Here is a 17,660-nt window from a genome sequence, read left to right on the forward strand (position 1 = left end):
CTCATGCTGATCGGGAACAAGCCCTGCTCATGCCGCGAGAACGCTTATCCTTGCATAGAAGATTTGAATCCCAGCAGTGATCGCTGTCTTGCGCATCGGTATGCCAGATGCGTGAGGCTGTGTTGACAGCCAGGCCGCTTCCGCGCCTTTGGCGCAAGGTCAAGCCTTTCCCTGATATATATCAATATCCTTGTTCCGTGCTGGCTGTTTCTCAGCAGGTTGCCGAGGTTATCGGCCCGGTGGTGGTGCGGGAGGCAGATTACCTCAATCAATAAAACGTTGTTTTTGTTCACTGCGCTTACCCATTTGTGCTGCGCAAATATTAGAATGTATCGACATTCCCCTTCAGGCCAGACGAACCACACGCCCATGAAAGACCCTGCTGTGCAACACGATGCCGAGATTGGCCAGACCGAGGTTAAGGAGACCACCTGTTACATGTGCGCCTGTCGCTGCGGCATTCGCGTGCACCTGCGCGATGGTCAAGTTCGCTATATCGAGGGCAACCCGGACCATCCGCTGAACAAGGGCGTGCTCTGTGCCAAGGGCTCGTCCGGGATCATGAAGCAGGTCTCGCCGGCGCGGTTGACCAAGCCCCTGCGCCGCAAGGCCAATGCCAAGCGCGGTACCTCAGCGTTCGAGGAGATCTCCTGGGAAGAAGCGATGACCATGCTCAGCGAGCGCCTGGGCAAGCTGCGCGCGACGGACCCGAAGAAATTCGCGCTGTTTACCGGGCGTGATCAGATGCAGGCCCTCACCGGCATGTTCGCCAAGCAGTTCGGCACCCCGAACTACGCCGCGCATGGCGGCTTCTGCTCGGTCAACATGGCGACCGGCATGATCTACTCGATCGGCGGTTCGTTCTGGGAGTTCGGTGGGCCTGATCTGGACCACGCCAAGCTGTTCATCATGATCGGTACCGCCGAGGACCATCACTCGAATCCGATGAAGATGGCGCTCTCGAAGTTCAAGCGCCAAGGCGGGCGCTTCATCGCCATCAATCCGGTGCGCTCGGGCTACGGCGCCATCGCCGACGAATGGGTGCCGATCAAGCCCGGTACCGACGGCGCGCTGTTTCTCGCCTTGACCCACGAGATCCTCAAGCTCGGCCTCTTCGACCGTGACTTCCTGATCCAGTACACCAATGCCGCTGAGCTGGTGATCGATGATCCGGAGCGCGACGACCACGGCATGTTCGTCCGCGACGAGAGCATCGAGGTCACCCGCGGCTGTACTGATCCGCAAGATAAGCTGTGGTGGGATCGGAACACGGGGCCGGTGCTGACCCATAGCGAAGGCGCCGATCCGCGCCTGCTCGGCGGCTATACGATGCCGGATGGAACGCCGGTGAAGACCTCGTTCCAGCTGCTCAAGGAACGCGTCGACGACTACACGCCGGAATGGGCCGAGAGCATTACCGGGATTCCGGCCGCGACCATTCGCCGGCTGGCGCACGAGATGGGCGTGATGGCGCGCGATCATAAGATCGAGCTGCCGATCAGCTGGACCGACGTCTGGGACAAGGAGCACGACCGGGTCACCGGCAATCCGGTCGCCTTCCATGCCATGCGCGGCCTGGCGGCGCACTCGAACGGCTTCCAGACCATCCGTGCGCTGAGCATCCTGATGAGCGTGCTCGGGACCATCGACCGCCCGGGTGGATTCCGCCACAAGGCGCCGTTCCCGCGGCCGATTCCGCCCTGCCCGAAGCCACCGAACAGCCCGGATGCGGTGCAGCCGAACACGCCACTTGATGGCCTGCCGCTGGGTTGGCCGGGCAAGCCCGAGGATCTGTTCGTCGACGATAACGGCGAGCCGGTACGGATCGACAAGGCCTTCTCCTGGGAATACCCGCTCGCGGCGCACGGCCTGATGCACAACGTCATCACCAACGCCTGGCGTGGCGACCCCTATCCCATTGACACCCTGTTCCTGTTCATGGCCAATATGGCCTGGAACTCGTCGATGAACACGGTCGAGACGCGCAAGATGCTCACCGACCAGGACGAGAACGGCGAGTACAAGATCCCGTTCCTGGTGGTCTGTGACACTTACGCCTCAGAAACCGTCGCCTTTGCCGACCTGGTGCTGCCGGATACGACTTATCTCGAGCGCCACGACGTGCTCTCGATGTTGGATCGGCCAATCTCTGAGTTCGATGGCCCCGTCGACTCGGTGCGTCTGCCGGTGCTGCCGCCGAAGGGTGAGTGCCGGCCGTTCCAGGATGTGATCATCGAGCTCGGCTCTCGGCTCGGCTTGCCGGCGTTCACCAACGCGGATGGTTCAGCCAAGTACAAGAACTACCCAGACTTCGTCGTCAACTACGAGACCTCTCCGGGCTCTGGGATTGGCTTCCTCGCTGGCTATCGTGGCAAGCACGGCGACAAATCGCTGAAGGGCGAGCCCAACCCAAACCAATGGGAGCAGTACGCCGCCAACCATTGCGTGTTCCATCATGAGCTGCCACGCAGCTACCAGTACATGCGCAACTGGAACAAGGGCTACCTGCACTGGGCGCGTGCGCATGGTATGACCAAGTGGGCGGAGCCGATCACGATCCACATCTACTCCGAGATCCTGCAGCGTTTCCGCGCCGCGGCGCAGGGTAAGTGGCCGGGCCGGCAGCCACCGGAGCGTTATCGCGAGCGCATCGAGACCTTCTTCGATCCGCTGCCGTTCTACTACGACACCCTCGAGGCGCAGCGCGTCGATACCAAGCGCTTCCCGCTCACCGCGCTGACCCAACGGCCGATGGCGATGTACCACAGCTGGGACAGCCAGAACGCCTGGCTGCGTCAGATCCACAGCCATAACTACCTGTTCGTGAATCCGAAGATGGCGATTGCCCTGGAGATTCAGGACGGTGACTGGATCTGGGTCGAGTCGCATCTCGGCAAGGTCAAGTGCATGTGTCGTTACTCCGAGGCGGTTGAGCCGAGCACGGTCTGGACCTGGAACGCGATCGGTAAGGCGACGGGCGCCTGGGGCCTCAGCGATCGGGCTGACGAGTCGAAGAAGGGCTTCTTGCTCAACCACATCATCAGCGAAGAACTGCCGGTGGTCAGCAGCGATGGCAAGCAGATCTTGTCCAACTCCGACCCGCTCACCGGCCAGGCCGCCTGGTTCGATACACGCGTGCGGATCTACAAGGCCGATGCGCAGGAGACGAAGATCACCGAGCCACAGTTCCCGCCAATGAAGACGCTGCCGGGCCAACTGGCGCGGCCCAAGCAGCGTTGGCAGGCCTATGTGGCTGGTCTCTTTGGCCGCAAGTAACCACCAGCAGCGGCCGGCGCTTGAATCGCCGGCCGTGGCTGCTCGATCCCGCTTGGAGCGCGTTAGGCCAGCTCGAACAGCGTTCAGCGCATCGGCCGACTCTAATGCCTCCGGGCCAGCATGACCCGCGATAGACCCATGACTCAACTTGCCCTCGTTATCGACCTGAACGTCTGCGTTGGCTGCCATGCCTGCGTGACCTCCTGCAAACAATGGAATACCTCGGGCTGGGCGGGTCCGATGGTGGATGAGAATCCTTACGACGCCAACCCGACCGGCACCTTCTTCAATCGGGTGCAGACCTACGAGGTTGGCAGCTTCCCTAGTACCGAAACCGTTCACTTTCCCAAGAGCTGCCTGCACTGCGAAGATCCGCCCTGCGTTCCCGTCTGCCCAACCGGCGCCTCCTATAAGCGTGAGGACAACGGCGTGGTGCTGGTCGACTATGACAAGTGCATCGGCTGTAAATACTGCTCCTGGGCCTGCCCCTATGGTGTCCGTGAGCTGGACGAGCAGCAGAAGGTGATGAAGAAGTGTACGCTGTGCATCGATCGCATTACCGACCATACCCTGCCAGAGGCTGAGCGCAAACCGGCCTGTGTGATCGCTTGCCCGACCAATGCAAGGCTCTATGGCGATGTGCATGATCCGGATTCCGAGGTTTCAGTGGCGATCCGCGAGCGTGGTGGCTATGCGTTGATGCCGGAATGGGGCACCCAGCCGGCCAACCATTACCTGCCTCGGCAGAAGACCTATATGCATGTCACCGAGGAGGATTTGCAGCGCTCCGATAATCCGCTCACCAAGGAAGACATCACTGTCTACCAGGGTGAAGAGACCATGGAAGATGTTACCTGGTAGATGTCATCTGGTAGACATCATCTGGTAGCAACGCGCTGCTTCCTCCTCATCTGAACCTCGATCAGGCTATTTCCGATGCATCCAGCTTTCTCTGTCATCTTCTTAACCACGCTCATCGGCGCGGGTCAGGGGCTCTTCTTGGCCCTGTTCACTGGCCAGTTCTATTCGACCGTCGAATTGGTCGAGCCACAGCCGCATTCGTTCTATGCGATCGGCAGCGCCCTGTCGCTGGCATTACTGGTCGGCGGACTCGCGGCGTCGTTCTTCCATCTCGGGCGCCCCGAGCGGGCATGGCGGGCGGCTGCGATGTGGCGCACTTCCTGGCTTTCGCGGGAGGTCATCGTGTTGCCGGCAATGATGGGCATCGTCTTCTTCTACGGCGTCTTCCATTGGGCCGGCTGGACGCAGCCGTTCATCGTTTTAGGCGAAGGCACATTGCCGATCGATGCCACCTTTGTGCTCGGCATGCTCGGCGTGCTGGTGACGCTGGCACTGTTCGTCAGCACCGGGATGATCTATGCGAGCGTGAAGTTCCTACAGGAATGGCATTCGCCCTATACCATTGCAAATTTCATCTTCTTGGGCACAGCCTCCGGGTTCATGCTCGCCGCCGCTTACTCCGCGCTGCTCGGCAACCATTTGGTTGGCTTCTTTGGCACTTGGGCGGTGATTGCAACCTTGCTCGGTCTTGGTACGCGAACCGCTTCGCTGATGCGGAACGCATCGATCAAGCATCGGAGCAATCTGCAGACCGCCATCGGCATTCGCCACCGGGGGATCGTGCAGAAGTCGCAGGGCTTCTCTGCGGGCTCGTTCAATACCCGCGAATTCTTCCATCATCAGACCCCAGAGACCCTGAAGCTGATTCGCCTAGCCTTCATGGTCTTGGTCTTCCCGGTGCCCATTGCGCTGGTGCTGCTGGCCTATCTGTTGGAGTCGTCGACGCTGCCGATTGTCGCCTTCGCGATCCAGTATCTTGGCTTAATTGCCGAGCGCTGGTACTTCTTTGCCGAGGCTGAGCACCCGCAGAATCTGTATTATCAGCAGGTCTCTTAGGCGATTGGGCCGATCACTGCAGATGGCGCAGCTAAAAAGGCCCGAGCATTCCATCGCTCGGGCCTTTTTGTTGGTCTGTCGCTAGACCCTTAAAACGAGAAGCGGTTGAGCGTCACGTTAAAAAGGCCGCTGGCTCAGTGATGTGAGCTCAGCATCAGCTTAAACATCTTCAGGTTGATGACGATAAACCGCCAGAACTGCCAGATCAGGTTGCCGCGCATCAAGCGCGTGAAGCCGGTGGGTACAGGCGGATAGTAGGCCTGCTGATAGGGCTCCTTGTTTTTTGGCGTCGGGGCTGCGGTGCCTTGTGGAGCACTTGCGTCAGTGGTCATGGGAGGGGCTCCTCTTCGATTCAGTGGCTCTGGGCATCAGTGTGGTAACAGCGACCAGCCCGGCCTGAGCTTGGCTTGGTAGATGAAGACATGATGGAGGATGTACTTCAGCCAGTGTCCGGCGAGGCCGATCTCGCCAAAGGTCAGATTCATGTCCCGACCGTACTCGGGATAGGTCTCGTAATCCGGGACCACCGGGTAAACCGTCATGGTGGCGGCTGAGCCCTTGAAGATATGCATTCCGGTCGAGGCGACACAGGCCGCGCCCATCTCAGCCATCGACGCAGTGTGAGTGGGTTCTGCTGCGCCATTGATCAGGTCGCAGATGTTGGCGGCGACGGCTTTGCCAATGGTCGCAGCGGGCATGCCGGTGCGCGGTGGGGTTGGATTGATCGGCGTGCCGTTGGGGCTCTGCATTGGCTTGCTGATCAGATGCGGTGGGGCAAAAGCGATGCCGATGGCGAAGACGTTCTTGAATTTTGGCGTCTGATAGGTCTTTGGCCAATCGGCCTTGCTCCACTGTTCGTAAGGCTTCGGGGTGTAGTCGCCGTCGACCTTCATGAAGCCGTTGGGCGCGAACACCTCGCTGCTGATATCGCTGCCGTCCTTGTCATAGGCCTTGAGGGGCTGACCGGCGAAGGGCGGGATCAGCATCGCGAAGTCGAACGCCAGCTCGTGCTCGGTACCGTCGAGGAGCTCGTAGTGGATCTTGCCAGGCTCAACGCGCTTGACCGCCGCTCGCACGATCCACTCCATGCCGCGCTCGACCATCAGTGACTCGGCAAACACCTTGCCGTTGGTGATGTAGCCGCCGCGCTTGATGTGCACGCCACCCATGCCGAAATCGCCGAGCTCGTACTCGTTGCTGATCCAGATGATGCGCGCCTTATCCCGCACCCCCTTGTCGCGGAACATGTGCTCGATGTTGTAGATGTACTCGAAGGCAGCGCCCTGGCAGGTGCACATGCCGTGGCCGGTGCCGATGACAAAGGTGCGGGTTTCACCGCGTTGCATCGCAGCAATGTTTGCTTGCAGCTCCTCATTGGCGTGCAGTGCATGGCTCGGGGTGCAGACCGAGGTGGTATAGCCATCATCTGGCCCCAGACCGGGCGTGGCGCCGAAGTTCAGCTTGGGGCCGGTGGCATTGACCAAGTAATCGTAGCTGAGGGTTTCAGTCTGGCCGGCGCGGGCAGCATCGGTGTATTCGAAGGTGACATAGGGCGATTCGCTGCCGTCACCGCCTTCAGGGTGGATCGACACCGCCTTCGCCTGCTTGAAGGTCACGCCCATCTTCTTGTAGACCGGCGCGAGCGGGAAGGTCACCTGTTTTTCGGTCATCTCGCCGACGCCAACCCAGATATTGGATGGAATCCAGTTCCATTTCTCATTCGGCGAGACAACGACGACCTCGTGCTGCTCTGCCGGTTGTTTTTCGCCAAGCCATTTTCCGAGCCAGCGCGCCGTGGTGTGGCCCGAGATGCCGGCGCCGAGGATGACGATGCGTGACATGTTGTAACCTCCTTTGATTGGTTTTCGGTCCGAGCCTAGCAGCGACAGCGAGTTGCTGAAAGCGGTTTAGGTCAAGGAACGACGGGATGCTGCGCAGATCGCGACGCGGGTCGATGGGTGCTGACGATGCCGAGCCTGCGCAATCAGTTGCCCAGGTCAGTACCGCTCGCGGTGGTCAGGGCCTGGGTCTCGAGCAGTGTCGGCCGCGCTGGATAGGTCAGCGCTGGTCTGGACTCCGAGAGCCATTGCGTCAGACTGGATTCACCTGCTGGCCATTGGCCTTTGACAAGATTGGTTGGCGCTGATCCCTCGAACACCAGATAGCCGTACTTGCCATAGTGTGGGAGCTTGCGTGCGAGGCCGATCACCGCCTCGGCATTGTTGGTGGCGATCCATCCTAAGGGTTGTCCGTCGCGGAACCTGCTGATGACCGGGATGAGGTCAGCGTAGTCGGTGCCAAGTAGGCTGATACGCTGTTGTGCCGGCTCAAGAGCGAAGCTGTCCTGCTCGGCGCCGATGGCTGCGAGTACCGGAAGCCAATGGTTACGCCAGCCCAGCAGCCAGATCGCTCGATCAGTAGGCATGGTCTCAAGCTCCCTATCAAGCGCGATCGACCAGCCTGCCTGGCCGCGCTGCCAAGCCTCGGCCAGTTGCCGATAAGCGCTACCCAGTTCCGCTGGCGCATCCGCGGGGAGCACAATGAGTCCGCGCTCAGCGCCGAAGAGGTTGCTCAGGCTGGCGGTCGCCTCGCCCTCGGCCAGGGTGCGGAAACTGTCGAAGCGCGGGTCAACGTCGATCCGGGCTGGCCGTGCATCCAGGAGCCTCGTAAAACCAGTGCTGCGCTCATTCATGGTGACCACCAACTCACTGGCAGAGCCGGCCTCGTCGAGGAACACCACGGGGACCGGCATCGGGAAGGGCGCGCTCGACTGGGTCTGCTCGAGCCGACCGCTCAGGCGCCAGCGGCCATCGTCCAGGGGTTCGACGGTGATGCCCTCGAGGGCCAATCGGGGAGCGCCGGTGCGCTGGGTCCAGGCGGCGAAAAACGCGCTGAGATCCACGCCGGATTCAGCCTCGAAGGCGGTCTGGATCGCATCCCAGCCGGCCGCGGAGAAGCGATGGTCGCGGTAGAAGCGCTGCAGTCCGCGCACAAAGGACTGGTCACCAAGCTGGGTGCGAAGCATGTGGAACAGCATCAATGCCTTGCCGTAGCCAATCGCCTGCGAGGCAGCGCCATGGCGGCCGCGAAAGTCGCTCAATGGCTGATCTTGATGATCACGGACAAAGTCGCTGTAGGCCTTGAGCTGGTCGCGGCGGTAGTTGGCGCCCTTGCCGGCGAGTTCCTGATTGAGATGATCGGCTAAATAGGTCGTGAGCCCCTCACTCCAATTGCCTTGCGAATCGTCGACATAAACCCCGTTGCCCCACCAGTTATGCAGGATCTCGTGCGGATAGGATGAATGCAGGATGAAGGGGAGCCGTAGCACTTGGGGCCCGAGGAGTGTGAACGAGGGCATGCCATAGCCGGTCTCCCAAAAGTTCTCGACTAGGGCGAACTTGGTATAGGGGTAGGGGCCAATCAGCTGGCTGTAGCGGTCGAGATAGATCCTGGTCGCCTCAAGGTAGCGCGCCGCGAGATCGGTATCGTCAGAGCGTAGAAAGGCTTGCGCCTCGCCGTTCTCATGCGGTTGCCGATAAAGCCTGAATGGGGCGGCTATCAGATAGAGCGCATCCTGCGGTGCTGTTTCGCGCCAGCCGACACGCAGCTGTTTGCCGTCCTCTTGGATCTCGGGGCCTTCGCCTTGGGAGACAGCAAGCCAACCTTGCGGCAGGCTGACCTCGAGCTCGACGCTCTCAAGGGTACCCAAGACCTTCGGGTACCATCCGCTGTAGCCGCTGAGAAAAACGCCTTCGGGGCTGATGGTGCCGATCAGTTGCTGCCGCTCGCGACCCATACCCTCGCGCACGGCGTTGAAGTCGTGTTGGAGACGGCCTTGATAAACCAGCTCGACCTCGGACCCTGGCGCTGCTTCCAATCGGTAATGAGCCAAGTGTTCGCGTCTTGCAAGAGGTTCCAATGTCGCGTTGCCGCTCAGGATCTCGGGCTTGAGTCCTTGATGCAGTTGGATGACGATGGCTTCGGGGCGACGCGCTGATGGCGGGGTCTCCGACGAGTCGGACGGAAGGCTGAGCCGATCGGTCGCGCTGAGACGGCCATCGCTCGGGTTGAGACTGATGCGGATCTGATGAGCAACCACAGGCTGTTTGTTGCTCGCCTCAGATGAGGCAAGGCTAGGTGTGCTCAGCCCCAGCAGGCAGAGGAGCATGAGCCAGAGGCGCGCCGTCGCGAGGAACTTGTTGGAATCATGCATGGTCGCTGTCACTTAAGTCAGTCAGGAGGGCCAAGAAGGGCTTGCCGGTCTAGCCGCTGCTGGATTGAACGCTCAGTCAGCAGTCTGTGCGCTTGGTTCCCCATACGCTTGGTTCCCAAAGAGGCACCCAGTCGATTCGGACCCTTTCGCTTGCCAATTCGCCGTCACATGGGGATCTGAGTCGTCGGCCTTCCCTCATCGGCCTCCCGAGCAATCAAACGAGCGAGCAATCAAACCTAGAGATCTCTACCATGCTGCGATCGCCTCTGCCCCTTGGAACCCTGACCTATCAGCGCCTGTATCGAGCAGTGATGTTGGGTCTGTTGTCTCTGTGCTGCCTGTGCTCGAATGCGTTGATGGCGATGCCGGGGGCCGAGGCAAACGCATCCAGCGCTGCGCCCCAGGCCGAACAACTCCGGTCCGAGCAACCCCGAATCGAGCAAGAGGCGCCAATGGCCAATCATGCAGGGATGCCTCCTGCAGAGGCTGCAATCCATGCTGCCACCGACTCGGCCCTTGACCCGAGCATGGACCCGGCCACCAAGGTGCTCGATCTATCCAGCCTGGGTGAGATCGATGGCCTGATCGAGCAGCTAGTGGATAAACGGGTGGTCTTCATCGGCGAGTCTCACGATCGCTACGAAGATCATCTGAACCAGCTCGAGATCATCCGTGGGTTGCACCAGCGTGGCAACCCGGTCGCAATCGGCATGGAATTCTTTCAACAGCCGTTCCAAGACAAGCTCGACGCCTATATCGCCGGCGACCTGAGCGAAGAGGCGCTGCTGCGCGAGACCGAGTACTTCGAGCGCTGGCGCTTCGACTATCGGCTCTACCGGCCGATCTTGCGCTATGCGCGTGAGCATGGCCTCCCGCTGATCGCACTCAACCTGCCGCGAGAGATCACCGAAAAGGTCGGCGATGGGGGTATCGCGTCACTCAGCCCCGCAGAGGCGGCGATGATCCCGCGCGAGATCGATCGCGAAGCTCCAGGCTACCGCGCCCACCTGCAAAGGGTGTTCGAGATGCATCCTAAGACGGACGATGCCTCGTTCGAACATTTTCTCGAAGTCCAACTGCTCTGGGACGAAGGGATGGCCGAGCGTGCGGTCCGTTGGCTGCAGGCCCATCCTGAGTCGCAGCTGATCCTGCTCGCCGGTGCGGGCCATGTCGAATACGGACGCGGCATCCCCTCGCGGGTCAAACGGCGGCTGGATGTGCCAATGTCGATCCTAATGAGCGGCCAACAGCGCCCACTGGATCCAGAAATGGCTGATTTCCTGCTCTATCCGCAGCCGGTGGTCTTGCCGAAGACCGGCCTAATGGGCGTGATGTTGGATACGAAGTCCAAGGGGCAAGGTGTTGCGGTTCAGGGCTTTGCGCAGCAGAGCGGGGCGCGCGATGCGGGGGTCAAAGAGGGTGATCGGATCATCGAGATCGGCGATACCGCGATCGATTCCTACGCTGATATTCGGATCGCGCTGATGGACAGTCGGCCCGGCCAACAGATGCCCATCGCGGTGCTGCGTGATCCACTGGTCGGCGCTGCCGAGCAGCTCAGCTTCGATGTGACCTTGCAATGACGTCAGGCGCTTCTCCGGTGAATCTTGCTGAGTCGGTAGTCACGGCTTCGGCTCCGCATCGCTCTGCGGCTCCCGCGGAGGCTCTAGCGGCAGCTCCAGCGACAGTTCCCTCTGCGGCGCCAGCACCCGAGCTGCTCGCGCCAGCCGGAACCCTGCGCAACCTGCGCTACGCAATGGCCTATGGGGCCGACGCCGTCTATGCCGGCATCCCGCGCTACAGTCTGCGGGTGCGCAACAACGAGTTCGGCACCCTGGACGCGCTGGGTGAAGGGATTGCCGCGGTGCGCGCCGCCGGTAAGCGCTTCTATCTGGCCGCCAATCTGATGCCGCACGGGGCCAAGCTGGCGACGTTTTTGGCGGACCTGGAGCCGGTGATCGCGCTGGCCCCGGATGCGCTGATCATGTCCGATCCTGGCCTGATCCTGCTGGTGCGTGAGCGTTGGCCAGAGGTCGCCATCCATCTCTCGGTGCAGGCCAATACCACCAATTCAGCGGCGGTGCGCTTCTGGCAACAGCAAGGCATTCGGCGCGTGATCCTCTCGCGCGAGCTGTCGCTTGATGAGATCGCCGAGATTCGCCAGGCCTGCCCGGACATGGAGCTGGAGGTCTTCGTCCATGGCGCGCTCTGCATCGCCTACTCTGGCCGTTGCCTGCTCTCGGGTTATCTGAACCACCGCGATGCGAACCAGGGCAGCTGCACCAATGCTTGCCGCTGGTCGTATCGGGTTGGGCAAGCGGTTGACCGAACTGCAAATGATCGGGAGCCGGATCTCGCGCCCGAGCGCCATCCTGAGGCCGATCAGGTCTGGCTCTTGGAAGAGGCCGAGCGTCCCGGGGAGTACATGGCCTTGTTCGAGGATGAGCACGGCAGCTATGTGATGAACTCGCGCGATCTCCGCGCCGTCGAGCATGTCGCACGGCTGAGTGCGATCGGTGTCGACTCGCTGAAGATCGAAGGCCGGACCAAGTCGCACTATTACACGGCACGCACCACCTCGGTCTACCGTCGTGCGATCGACGATGCTGCGGCTGGTCGTGGTTTTGATCGTGCCTTGCTCGACGAGCTCGAGGGCTTGGCGAATCGCGGCTATACCGAAGGCTTCCTGCGCCGCCATGCCCCCTCAGAGCTGCAGAACTATGAGGCCGGCAGCTCAGTCAGTCAGCGGCGTCAATTCGTCGGCGAGTTGGTGCGAGTCGATGCCGCTAGCGGCCTGGCCGAGATCCGCGTCCGTAACCGTTTTGCGCTTGGCGATGAGCTGGAGTGGATCACCCCCGCCGGCCTCCACCGCTTCCGGCTCGAGCAGCTGAGCGCGACCGATGGGCGGCCGCTTGAGGCCGCGCCCGGCGATGGCTGGACGGTGCGTATCCGAATGCCTGCACAACCGCTCGCGCCGGAGGCGCTGCTTGCGAAGGTGCTTTGAGATCTTCCGCTGTCGGTGTCTGAATGCCAGTACCCTAGATTTCCTAAGCTTGAACTCTGCCAATTGGGCGCGCCGAGGTATCGCTTCCCAGGCAACATAGGGCAGGGAGCCCTTCTGCTCGCCGTTCTTGACTTCACGGCCGCGTCATCGTGCTCGCGGGACTGCGCGCGACCGGCAAAGGCTGGCAGACGCGAGCCAACGCGGCGCTGCGCGAATGGCTACAGCACCGCGAGCACTCCTAGCGCCCACGGACAACTCCCATCTTTAGATTCCAGCACCTTGGACCAGCACTCAGCGCAACACCACCCCGAGAATCCATCCTTCCACCTCGGCTAGGGCGCGCTCTGACGGCGCCAAGGCAGGGTTGAGGAATCCTTGCAGACGATCATCGAGATCGGCTTGGCGCAGCCAGGCGGCGACCGCATAGGCGTCGTGCTGGTCCGGGGTGCGGCCTTCGGTAGGGAAGGCATGCTTCCAGAGGGCTGGGTAGACCTCGGCCACCGCCGATCGACCTGCCGGGATCTCCCAACCGTCGAAGGGCCAGCAGTGTAGTCGATCGCCGAGCTGCCGGCGCAGAAACAGTAGCCAGGGTAGGCCAGCGTGCGTGGACTTGGCGACCTGACCCTGGACGTCGAAGTGGAAGACCGACTTGGCCGCGCCAGCACGCACCTCGGTCAGGCGTCGCCATCGGGGATTGCCGGCACGCTGCGCCCCTTGGCCAACGAGGCCATCGCGGACGAAGTCGACGTAGATGTCCTGATCGGTCGGCCAATGCTGTTGAAAGTCGACGAGAAAGGCAGGCCAATCGAGCGGCAACTGGTGGGCCTCGAAATAGGCCAAGGGAAACGAGAAGGCGTGGTCGATACCGACTAGGGTGGCCGGGTCTTCTGCCAGCCGCTCCGCTAGGTACTGCGCCAGGCCGCGGCGGGTCCAATACTTGCGCGGGCTCGGCGGCGGTGGGATCTCGACCGGCGGCTCCGCGCGCGTCGCTGCGTAGAGGCGCAGGCCCTTGAGGCTGCTGGTAGGGGTCTGGGCGCCGGAGTAGTCGATGCCGAGGTAGCGTTGAAATTGCGCATCAGCAAACAGGTCAAAATTCTCGAAAAACGTTTCCAGCCTCATGAGGAACTGTTTCCCGCTGAGGCGCAGAGGCGCTGAGTTTTTACTTCTTTTACTTTCATATCTCTGCGTCTCTGTCTCTCAGCGGGATTTCCTCTTCCAGCCGATTGACACAGCGAGTGATGCCGTTCTTGAGCACAGCTTCACCAAAGTTGAGCAGGTAGCCGAGCTTGAGGCCGGTGAGACGGAGATAGGTCTGCACCTGCTTCTTGTGCGCCGGTGTCACCCGTTCGACCGACTTCAGCTCCAGCAACACCTTGCCCGCCACAATGAGGTCGGCGCGGAACCCCTCTTCAAAGCGGAGTCCCTTGTAAACGATCGGCACGCGCACCTGGCGTTCGACGTTCAGTCCACGCAATGCAAGTTCCTTGGCCAGGACAACCTCATACACGGACTCCAGCAATCCGGGGCCGAGTTCGCGGTGAACCTGAATGGCGGCGGCGAGGATGAGGGTGCCGATTTCATTTTCGGTCATCAGTCGATTTTCCCGCAGAGGCGCGGAGGCGCAGAGGCGCAGAGAGCATTTTGATTGTTTTCAATTCTCAGCGCCTCTGCGCCTCAGCGGGAGTTGGTTTGGGTGAGCGCGTGGTGGAGTTGCTGTTTCAGCGTGGCGCGAGTCTCGGCGATCTGGGCCAGCAGCCGTTCATATTCGGGCAACAGATGCTCCACATCGCCGGGGCCGTCATCGGCCTGGTGCGGGTTCTTGAGGTCGAGATTGAAACCGCCTGCCTTGATCTGATCGATCGAGACACGCCAGGCGCGCTCGTTCTCGACGCGGGTGGCGAAGCCGTCTTCTTCCGATCCCCAAGTAGTCGAGCACCTTTTCGGTCAGCGCCTTCTTGTGCATGCCTGGATGAGCTTCCTTGTTGGATCAGGCGCACTCAGCCAGGCGAGATGCGAATCGGCAATCGCTTGGTGGACCTAGATCTCGGAGACAACCTTGTCGTAAAAGGCGAGGAAGTCGTCAGGTGTTGGCCCCTCGCGCCACTCGATCGCCGCGCGCGGATGCAGATTGAGCTGGCCGGTGAGGTTGTAGGGGATCATCGGTCCCCATTCGATCTCCCGGCGTAGCGGCAGGATGTGTTCCTGGATCACCTCGATGATCGGGCGCACCTCGAACTTCGGATTGCGCAGGAAGCCAAGCAGCATCTCGGTGTGGCAGTTACCGGCACCGCGGCCGAAGCCGAAGATGGTCGCATCGACCCGGTTGCAACCCAGGATGATCGCCTCGATCGTGTTGGCGAACGCCAGCTGCAGGTTGTTGTGGGCGTGGATGCCGATCTCTTTACCGGTGCCTTTCAGCGCATTCGCATACTTATGATAGAGACGATCGACCTGCTCGCGGTAGAGATGGCCGAAGCTGTCGACGATGACCATGGTGCTGGCGGGGGTGTCGGCGACGGCCTCGAGGACGGTGTCGATCTCTTCCTCAGTGATGTTCGAGACCGCCATCAGATTGGCCGTGGTCTCATAGCCCTGCTCGGCGGCGAAGCGGATCATGTCGACCGCCTCGGAGACCTGATGCGCATAAAAGGCAACGCGGATCATGCTCAGCGGGCTCTCGGCGGCGGGGACGATCTGCGTTTCCCAATCGCTCTTGCCGGCATCGGCCATGGCGGCGAGCTTCAGCCCGGTCGCGGCGGGGTCGTGATCGCCGACAACGCGCTTAAGATCGCTCTCGTCACAATGGCGCCAAGGACCAAACTTCTCGCGCGGAAAGGTCTTTGGCGAGTTCTTGTAGCCGATCTCCATATAATCGACGCCGGCCGCGACGCAGGCTCGATAACAGGCGCTGACGAAGTCGTCGCTGAAGCGATGGCTATTGACCAAGCCGCCATCACGAACCGTACAGTCCATCACCTTGAGCTCAGGCCTGTAGGTGATCCAGGGGGCCTTATCTGACATGGGTCTCTCTCCGCGCGGATATCAATCAGGGATTTTCCGGCGCTCGCCCAGTTAAGGCATTGTCGGTGGTCACCTAAGGGATGGATTGCCGTGGTACAAGCGCGTCAGCGTTGGGTTGGCGACGCGCTATGTCCGTTAACCTGAATCTCATGCGATTCATTTTCCGGGTTGGCGACGCGCTATGGCGCTATGCACGTTAGACCGGCTTAGCGCGCGTCATCCTGCCCGAGCTGGGCCTTGAGCAGCTCACCGAGGGTGCCAACGCCCGACTCCTCGGGGCTCTCTGCCGAGCGGCGGTCGTTTTTCGAACCCGTGGACGACGTCGGTTGCGCGGAGCTTGCCTCGGCCTCGGTGATGCGGTCGGAGGCGAGCGAGAGACCAATGCGTCGGCGCTCGGTGTCGACCTGCACGATCACCGCATCGACCTCTTGGCCGACCTGGACGACATCCTTCGGATGCTCGACGCGGCGACCGGCGCCGAGTTCGCTGACATGCACCAGACCGGTGAGCCCTGGCTCGATCTCGACGAAGGCGCCGAACGGCTCAAGCCGCTCGATGCGGCCACGCACGCGGGTGCCGGGATGATAGCGCTGAGCGGCATCGGACCAGGGGTTCTTCGCCAGCGCGCGAATCGAGAGTGCAATCCGTTCCGGGCGCTTGGGATTGTTGGTCTGCTCGATCCTTAGCACCGCGACCTCAAGCTCTTGGCCGATGCTGAGCACCTCTTCCGGATGCCGCACCCGACCGAGCGCCAGCTCACTGATATGGATCATGCCCTCGACGCCGCCGAGATCGACGAAGGCGCCGAACTCCTGCAGGCCAACGACGACACCTGGCAGCACGGCGCCGGGCTCGAGCTTGGCGCGGAGCTCGGCGGCGCGCTCGGCCTGCTCTTCCGCCAGCACAGCGCGCCGTGAGACGACCAAGTTCATCCGCCGACCACCCTCGAACTTGGTGATGCGAAACGAAGCGCGCTCACCAACCAGGGTCGACAGGTCTTCAATGAAGCGAATATCGGCCTGCGAGGCTGGACAGAAGGCGCGCTGGCCAGCGATCTGGACCTCGAGACCGCCTTTGGTCGTGCCGGTGATCTGGCCCTCGACCGGTGTGCCGGCCTGAAACGCCGCCTCGAGCTGATCGGCGCCGTGGGCATGGCGCCCGTGGCGACTGCCGAGCACGAGGGTGCCGCTGTCCGGATCGACGCCGGTCACAGCGGCCTCGATGGGGTCGCCGACCGCCTTACTGACCTGCCCATCCGCATCGCGCAGATTGGCCAGCTCCATGGTCGCCTCCGCCTTGCCACCGATGTCGACGAATGCGTGCTCCTCGCCGATCTCGATGATGGTGCCCTTGACGCGGTCACCTACCTTGGGCCGAGCGGCCACGGCCTGCTCGGTCTTTTCCAGCTCCTTGAGCAGGGCCTCGAAATCGTTGTCGTCGGTCATCACTGGCGGGCCTGTCTTCGGGCCGGTCGGGGTATGGGGTTAGGAAGCGAACTCGCAAGCGCCCTGAGTAGACGGGTATTCACGGCACAAGCGGCGCAAATTCTACTCGTCTGGCAAGGCCTGGTGCCAGCATAAGGGGGCTTTTCTTGTGATCTGAGGCATTTTGTGTGTGTCTAAGCTCAGTATCGTCTGAATTTGCAAGACTGCGACTGCCGTTTACGTGAATCTCACGCGATTCATTGTTCGGGGTGGCACCGCGCCATAATAGTTCGGTTGCACGGCGAGTCAGACTGAGTCACTGGGCACCGGCGCCATCCGCGCGTTAAGCTAATCCCAACCTGCTCTTCCTAAAGCTGCTCTATGTTTGGGAACGAAGCGGCTGAGAACGAAGCGGCTGAGAACGAAGCGGCTGAGAACGAATCAAGAGGCTAACACGCGTAATGACCCGCTACGATGTCTTCAATGGTGATGCCGACGGCCTCTGCGCCCTGCAGCAGCTGCATTTGAGTGAGCCGGAAGCGGAACAGGCGGTGCTGATCACCGGCACCAAGCGCGAGATCGCGCTCGTGCAGCAAGTGCCGGCGGAGGCCGGGGATCAGGTCACCGTGCTGGATGTCTCGCTCGATAAGAATCGCGATGCGCTGATGGATCTGCTCGAGCGTGGGGTCAGCGTTCGCTACGTCGATCATCATTACCCCGGCGAGATCCCCGAGCATCCGAACCTGCAGACCCACATCGACACCAGCGCCGATCGCGGCACCAGCCTGCTGGTCGACGACCTGCT

The 17,660-nt window shown here is 61.5% G+C and carries 13 protein-coding genes and 1 pseudogene; 7 read left to right on the forward strand and 7 right to left on the reverse strand.

The features are described 5' to 3' along the window. The first annotated feature begins 369 nt into the window (after nucleotides 1-369). The 3 genes from soeA (at nucleotide 370) to soeC (ending at nucleotide 5,193) form a co-directional block, all read left to right on the forward strand. Complete coding sequence (gene soeA, locus VBE63_RS13935; RefSeq protein WP_323683635.1) at nucleotides 370-3,276, forward strand: sulfite dehydrogenase subunit SoeA; 2,907 nt, start codon at nucleotides 370-372, stop codon at nucleotides 3,274-3,276. Between the two features lie 138 nt (nucleotides 3,277-3,414). Then, on the forward strand, nucleotides 3,415-4,137 hold the full coding sequence (soeB, locus tag VBE63_RS13940; protein WP_323683636.1) for a sulfite dehydrogenase subunit SoeB: 723 nt from the start codon (nucleotides 3,415-3,417) through the stop codon (nucleotides 4,135-4,137). Between the two features lie 75 nt (nucleotides 4,138-4,212). Next, nucleotides 4,213-5,193 (forward strand): sulfite dehydrogenase subunit SoeC, encoded by a 981-nt coding sequence (soeC, locus tag VBE63_RS13945; RefSeq protein ID WP_323683637.1) that lies wholly within the window; start codon nucleotides 4,213-4,215, stop codon nucleotides 5,191-5,193. A gap of 134 nt (nucleotides 5,194-5,327) precedes the next feature. Here soeC and VBE63_RS13950 read toward each other — a convergent pair whose 3' ends face one another. The 3 genes from VBE63_RS13950 to VBE63_RS13960 form a co-directional block, all read right to left on the reverse strand. Then, on the reverse strand, nucleotides 5,328-5,525 hold the full coding sequence (locus tag VBE63_RS13950; RefSeq protein WP_323683638.1) for a hypothetical protein: 198 nt from the start codon (nucleotides 5,523-5,525) through the stop codon (nucleotides 5,328-5,330). A gap of 36 nt (nucleotides 5,526-5,561) precedes the next feature. Beyond that, on the reverse strand, nucleotides 5,562-7,034 hold the full coding sequence (locus VBE63_RS13955; RefSeq protein WP_323683639.1) for an NAD(P)/FAD-dependent oxidoreductase: 1,473 nt from the start codon (nucleotides 7,032-7,034) through the stop codon (nucleotides 5,562-5,564). Between the two features lie 143 nt (nucleotides 7,035-7,177). After that, nucleotides 7,178-9,406 (reverse strand): M1 family metallopeptidase, encoded by a 2,229-nt coding sequence (locus VBE63_RS13960; protein ID WP_323683640.1) that lies wholly within the window; start codon nucleotides 9,404-9,406, stop codon nucleotides 7,178-7,180. Between the two features lie 251 nt (nucleotides 9,407-9,657). Here VBE63_RS13960 and VBE63_RS13965 point away from each other — a divergent pair, with 251 nt between their 5' ends. The 3 genes from VBE63_RS13965 (at nucleotide 9,658) to VBE63_RS31425 (ending at nucleotide 12,652) form a co-directional block, all read left to right on the forward strand. Continuing rightward, nucleotides 9,658-10,989, forward strand: coding sequence for a ChaN family lipoprotein (locus VBE63_RS13965; protein ID WP_323683641.1), 1,332 nt, complete (start codon nucleotides 9,658-9,660; stop codon nucleotides 10,987-10,989). A 173-nt stretch (nucleotides 10,990-11,162) separates the two neighbouring features. Next, nucleotides 11,163-12,410 (forward strand): tRNA 5-hydroxyuridine modification protein YegQ, encoded by a 1,248-nt coding sequence (yegQ, locus tag VBE63_RS13970; protein ID WP_416274559.1) that lies wholly within the window; start codon nucleotides 11,163-11,165, stop codon nucleotides 12,408-12,410. A gap of 149 nt (nucleotides 12,411-12,559) precedes the next feature. After that, nucleotides 12,560-12,652 (forward strand): BrnA antitoxin family protein, encoded by a 93-nt coding sequence (locus tag VBE63_RS31425; protein ID WP_416274558.1) that lies wholly within the window; start codon nucleotides 12,560-12,562, stop codon nucleotides 12,650-12,652. Nucleotides 12,653-12,701: 49 nt separating this feature from the next. On the opposite strand, the gene VBE63_RS13975 is transcribed toward VBE63_RS31425, so the two are convergent. From VBE63_RS13975 to VBE63_RS13990, 4 genes are all read right to left on the reverse strand, one after another. Next, complete coding sequence (locus VBE63_RS13975; RefSeq protein WP_323683642.1) at nucleotides 12,702-13,529, reverse strand: hypothetical protein; 828 nt, start codon at nucleotides 13,527-13,529, stop codon at nucleotides 12,702-12,704. 55 nt (nucleotides 13,530-13,584) lie between these two features. Then, nucleotides 13,585-14,001 carry a GxxExxY protein gene (locus tag VBE63_RS13980; RefSeq protein ID WP_323683643.1) on the reverse strand — a complete coding sequence of 139 codons (417 nt, stop codon included), beginning with the start codon at nucleotides 13,999-14,001 and terminating at the stop codon, nucleotides 13,585-13,587. 446 nt (nucleotides 14,002-14,447) lie between these two features. Continuing rightward, nucleotides 14,448-15,431 (reverse strand): aldolase catalytic domain-containing protein, encoded by a 984-nt coding sequence (locus tag VBE63_RS13985; RefSeq protein WP_323683644.1) that lies wholly within the window; start codon nucleotides 15,429-15,431, stop codon nucleotides 14,448-14,450. A 206-nt stretch (nucleotides 15,432-15,637) separates the two neighbouring features. Continuing rightward, nucleotides 15,638-16,876, reverse strand: a complete 1,239-nt coding sequence (locus VBE63_RS13990; RefSeq protein WP_323683645.1) for a 30S ribosomal protein S1 — start codon at nucleotides 16,874-16,876, stop codon at nucleotides 15,638-15,640. Between the two features lie 440 nt (nucleotides 16,877-17,316). Here VBE63_RS13990 and VBE63_RS13995 point away from each other — a divergent pair. Then, nucleotides 17,317-17,660 (forward strand): annotated as a pseudogene (locus VBE63_RS13995) (acetyltransferase); the annotation flags it as partial.

The sequence above is a fragment of the Lamprobacter sp. genome (genome assembly GCF_034860625.1).
In the GTDB taxonomy this organism is placed as follows: Bacteria; Pseudomonadota; Gammaproteobacteria; order Chromatiales; family Chromatiaceae; genus Lamprobacter.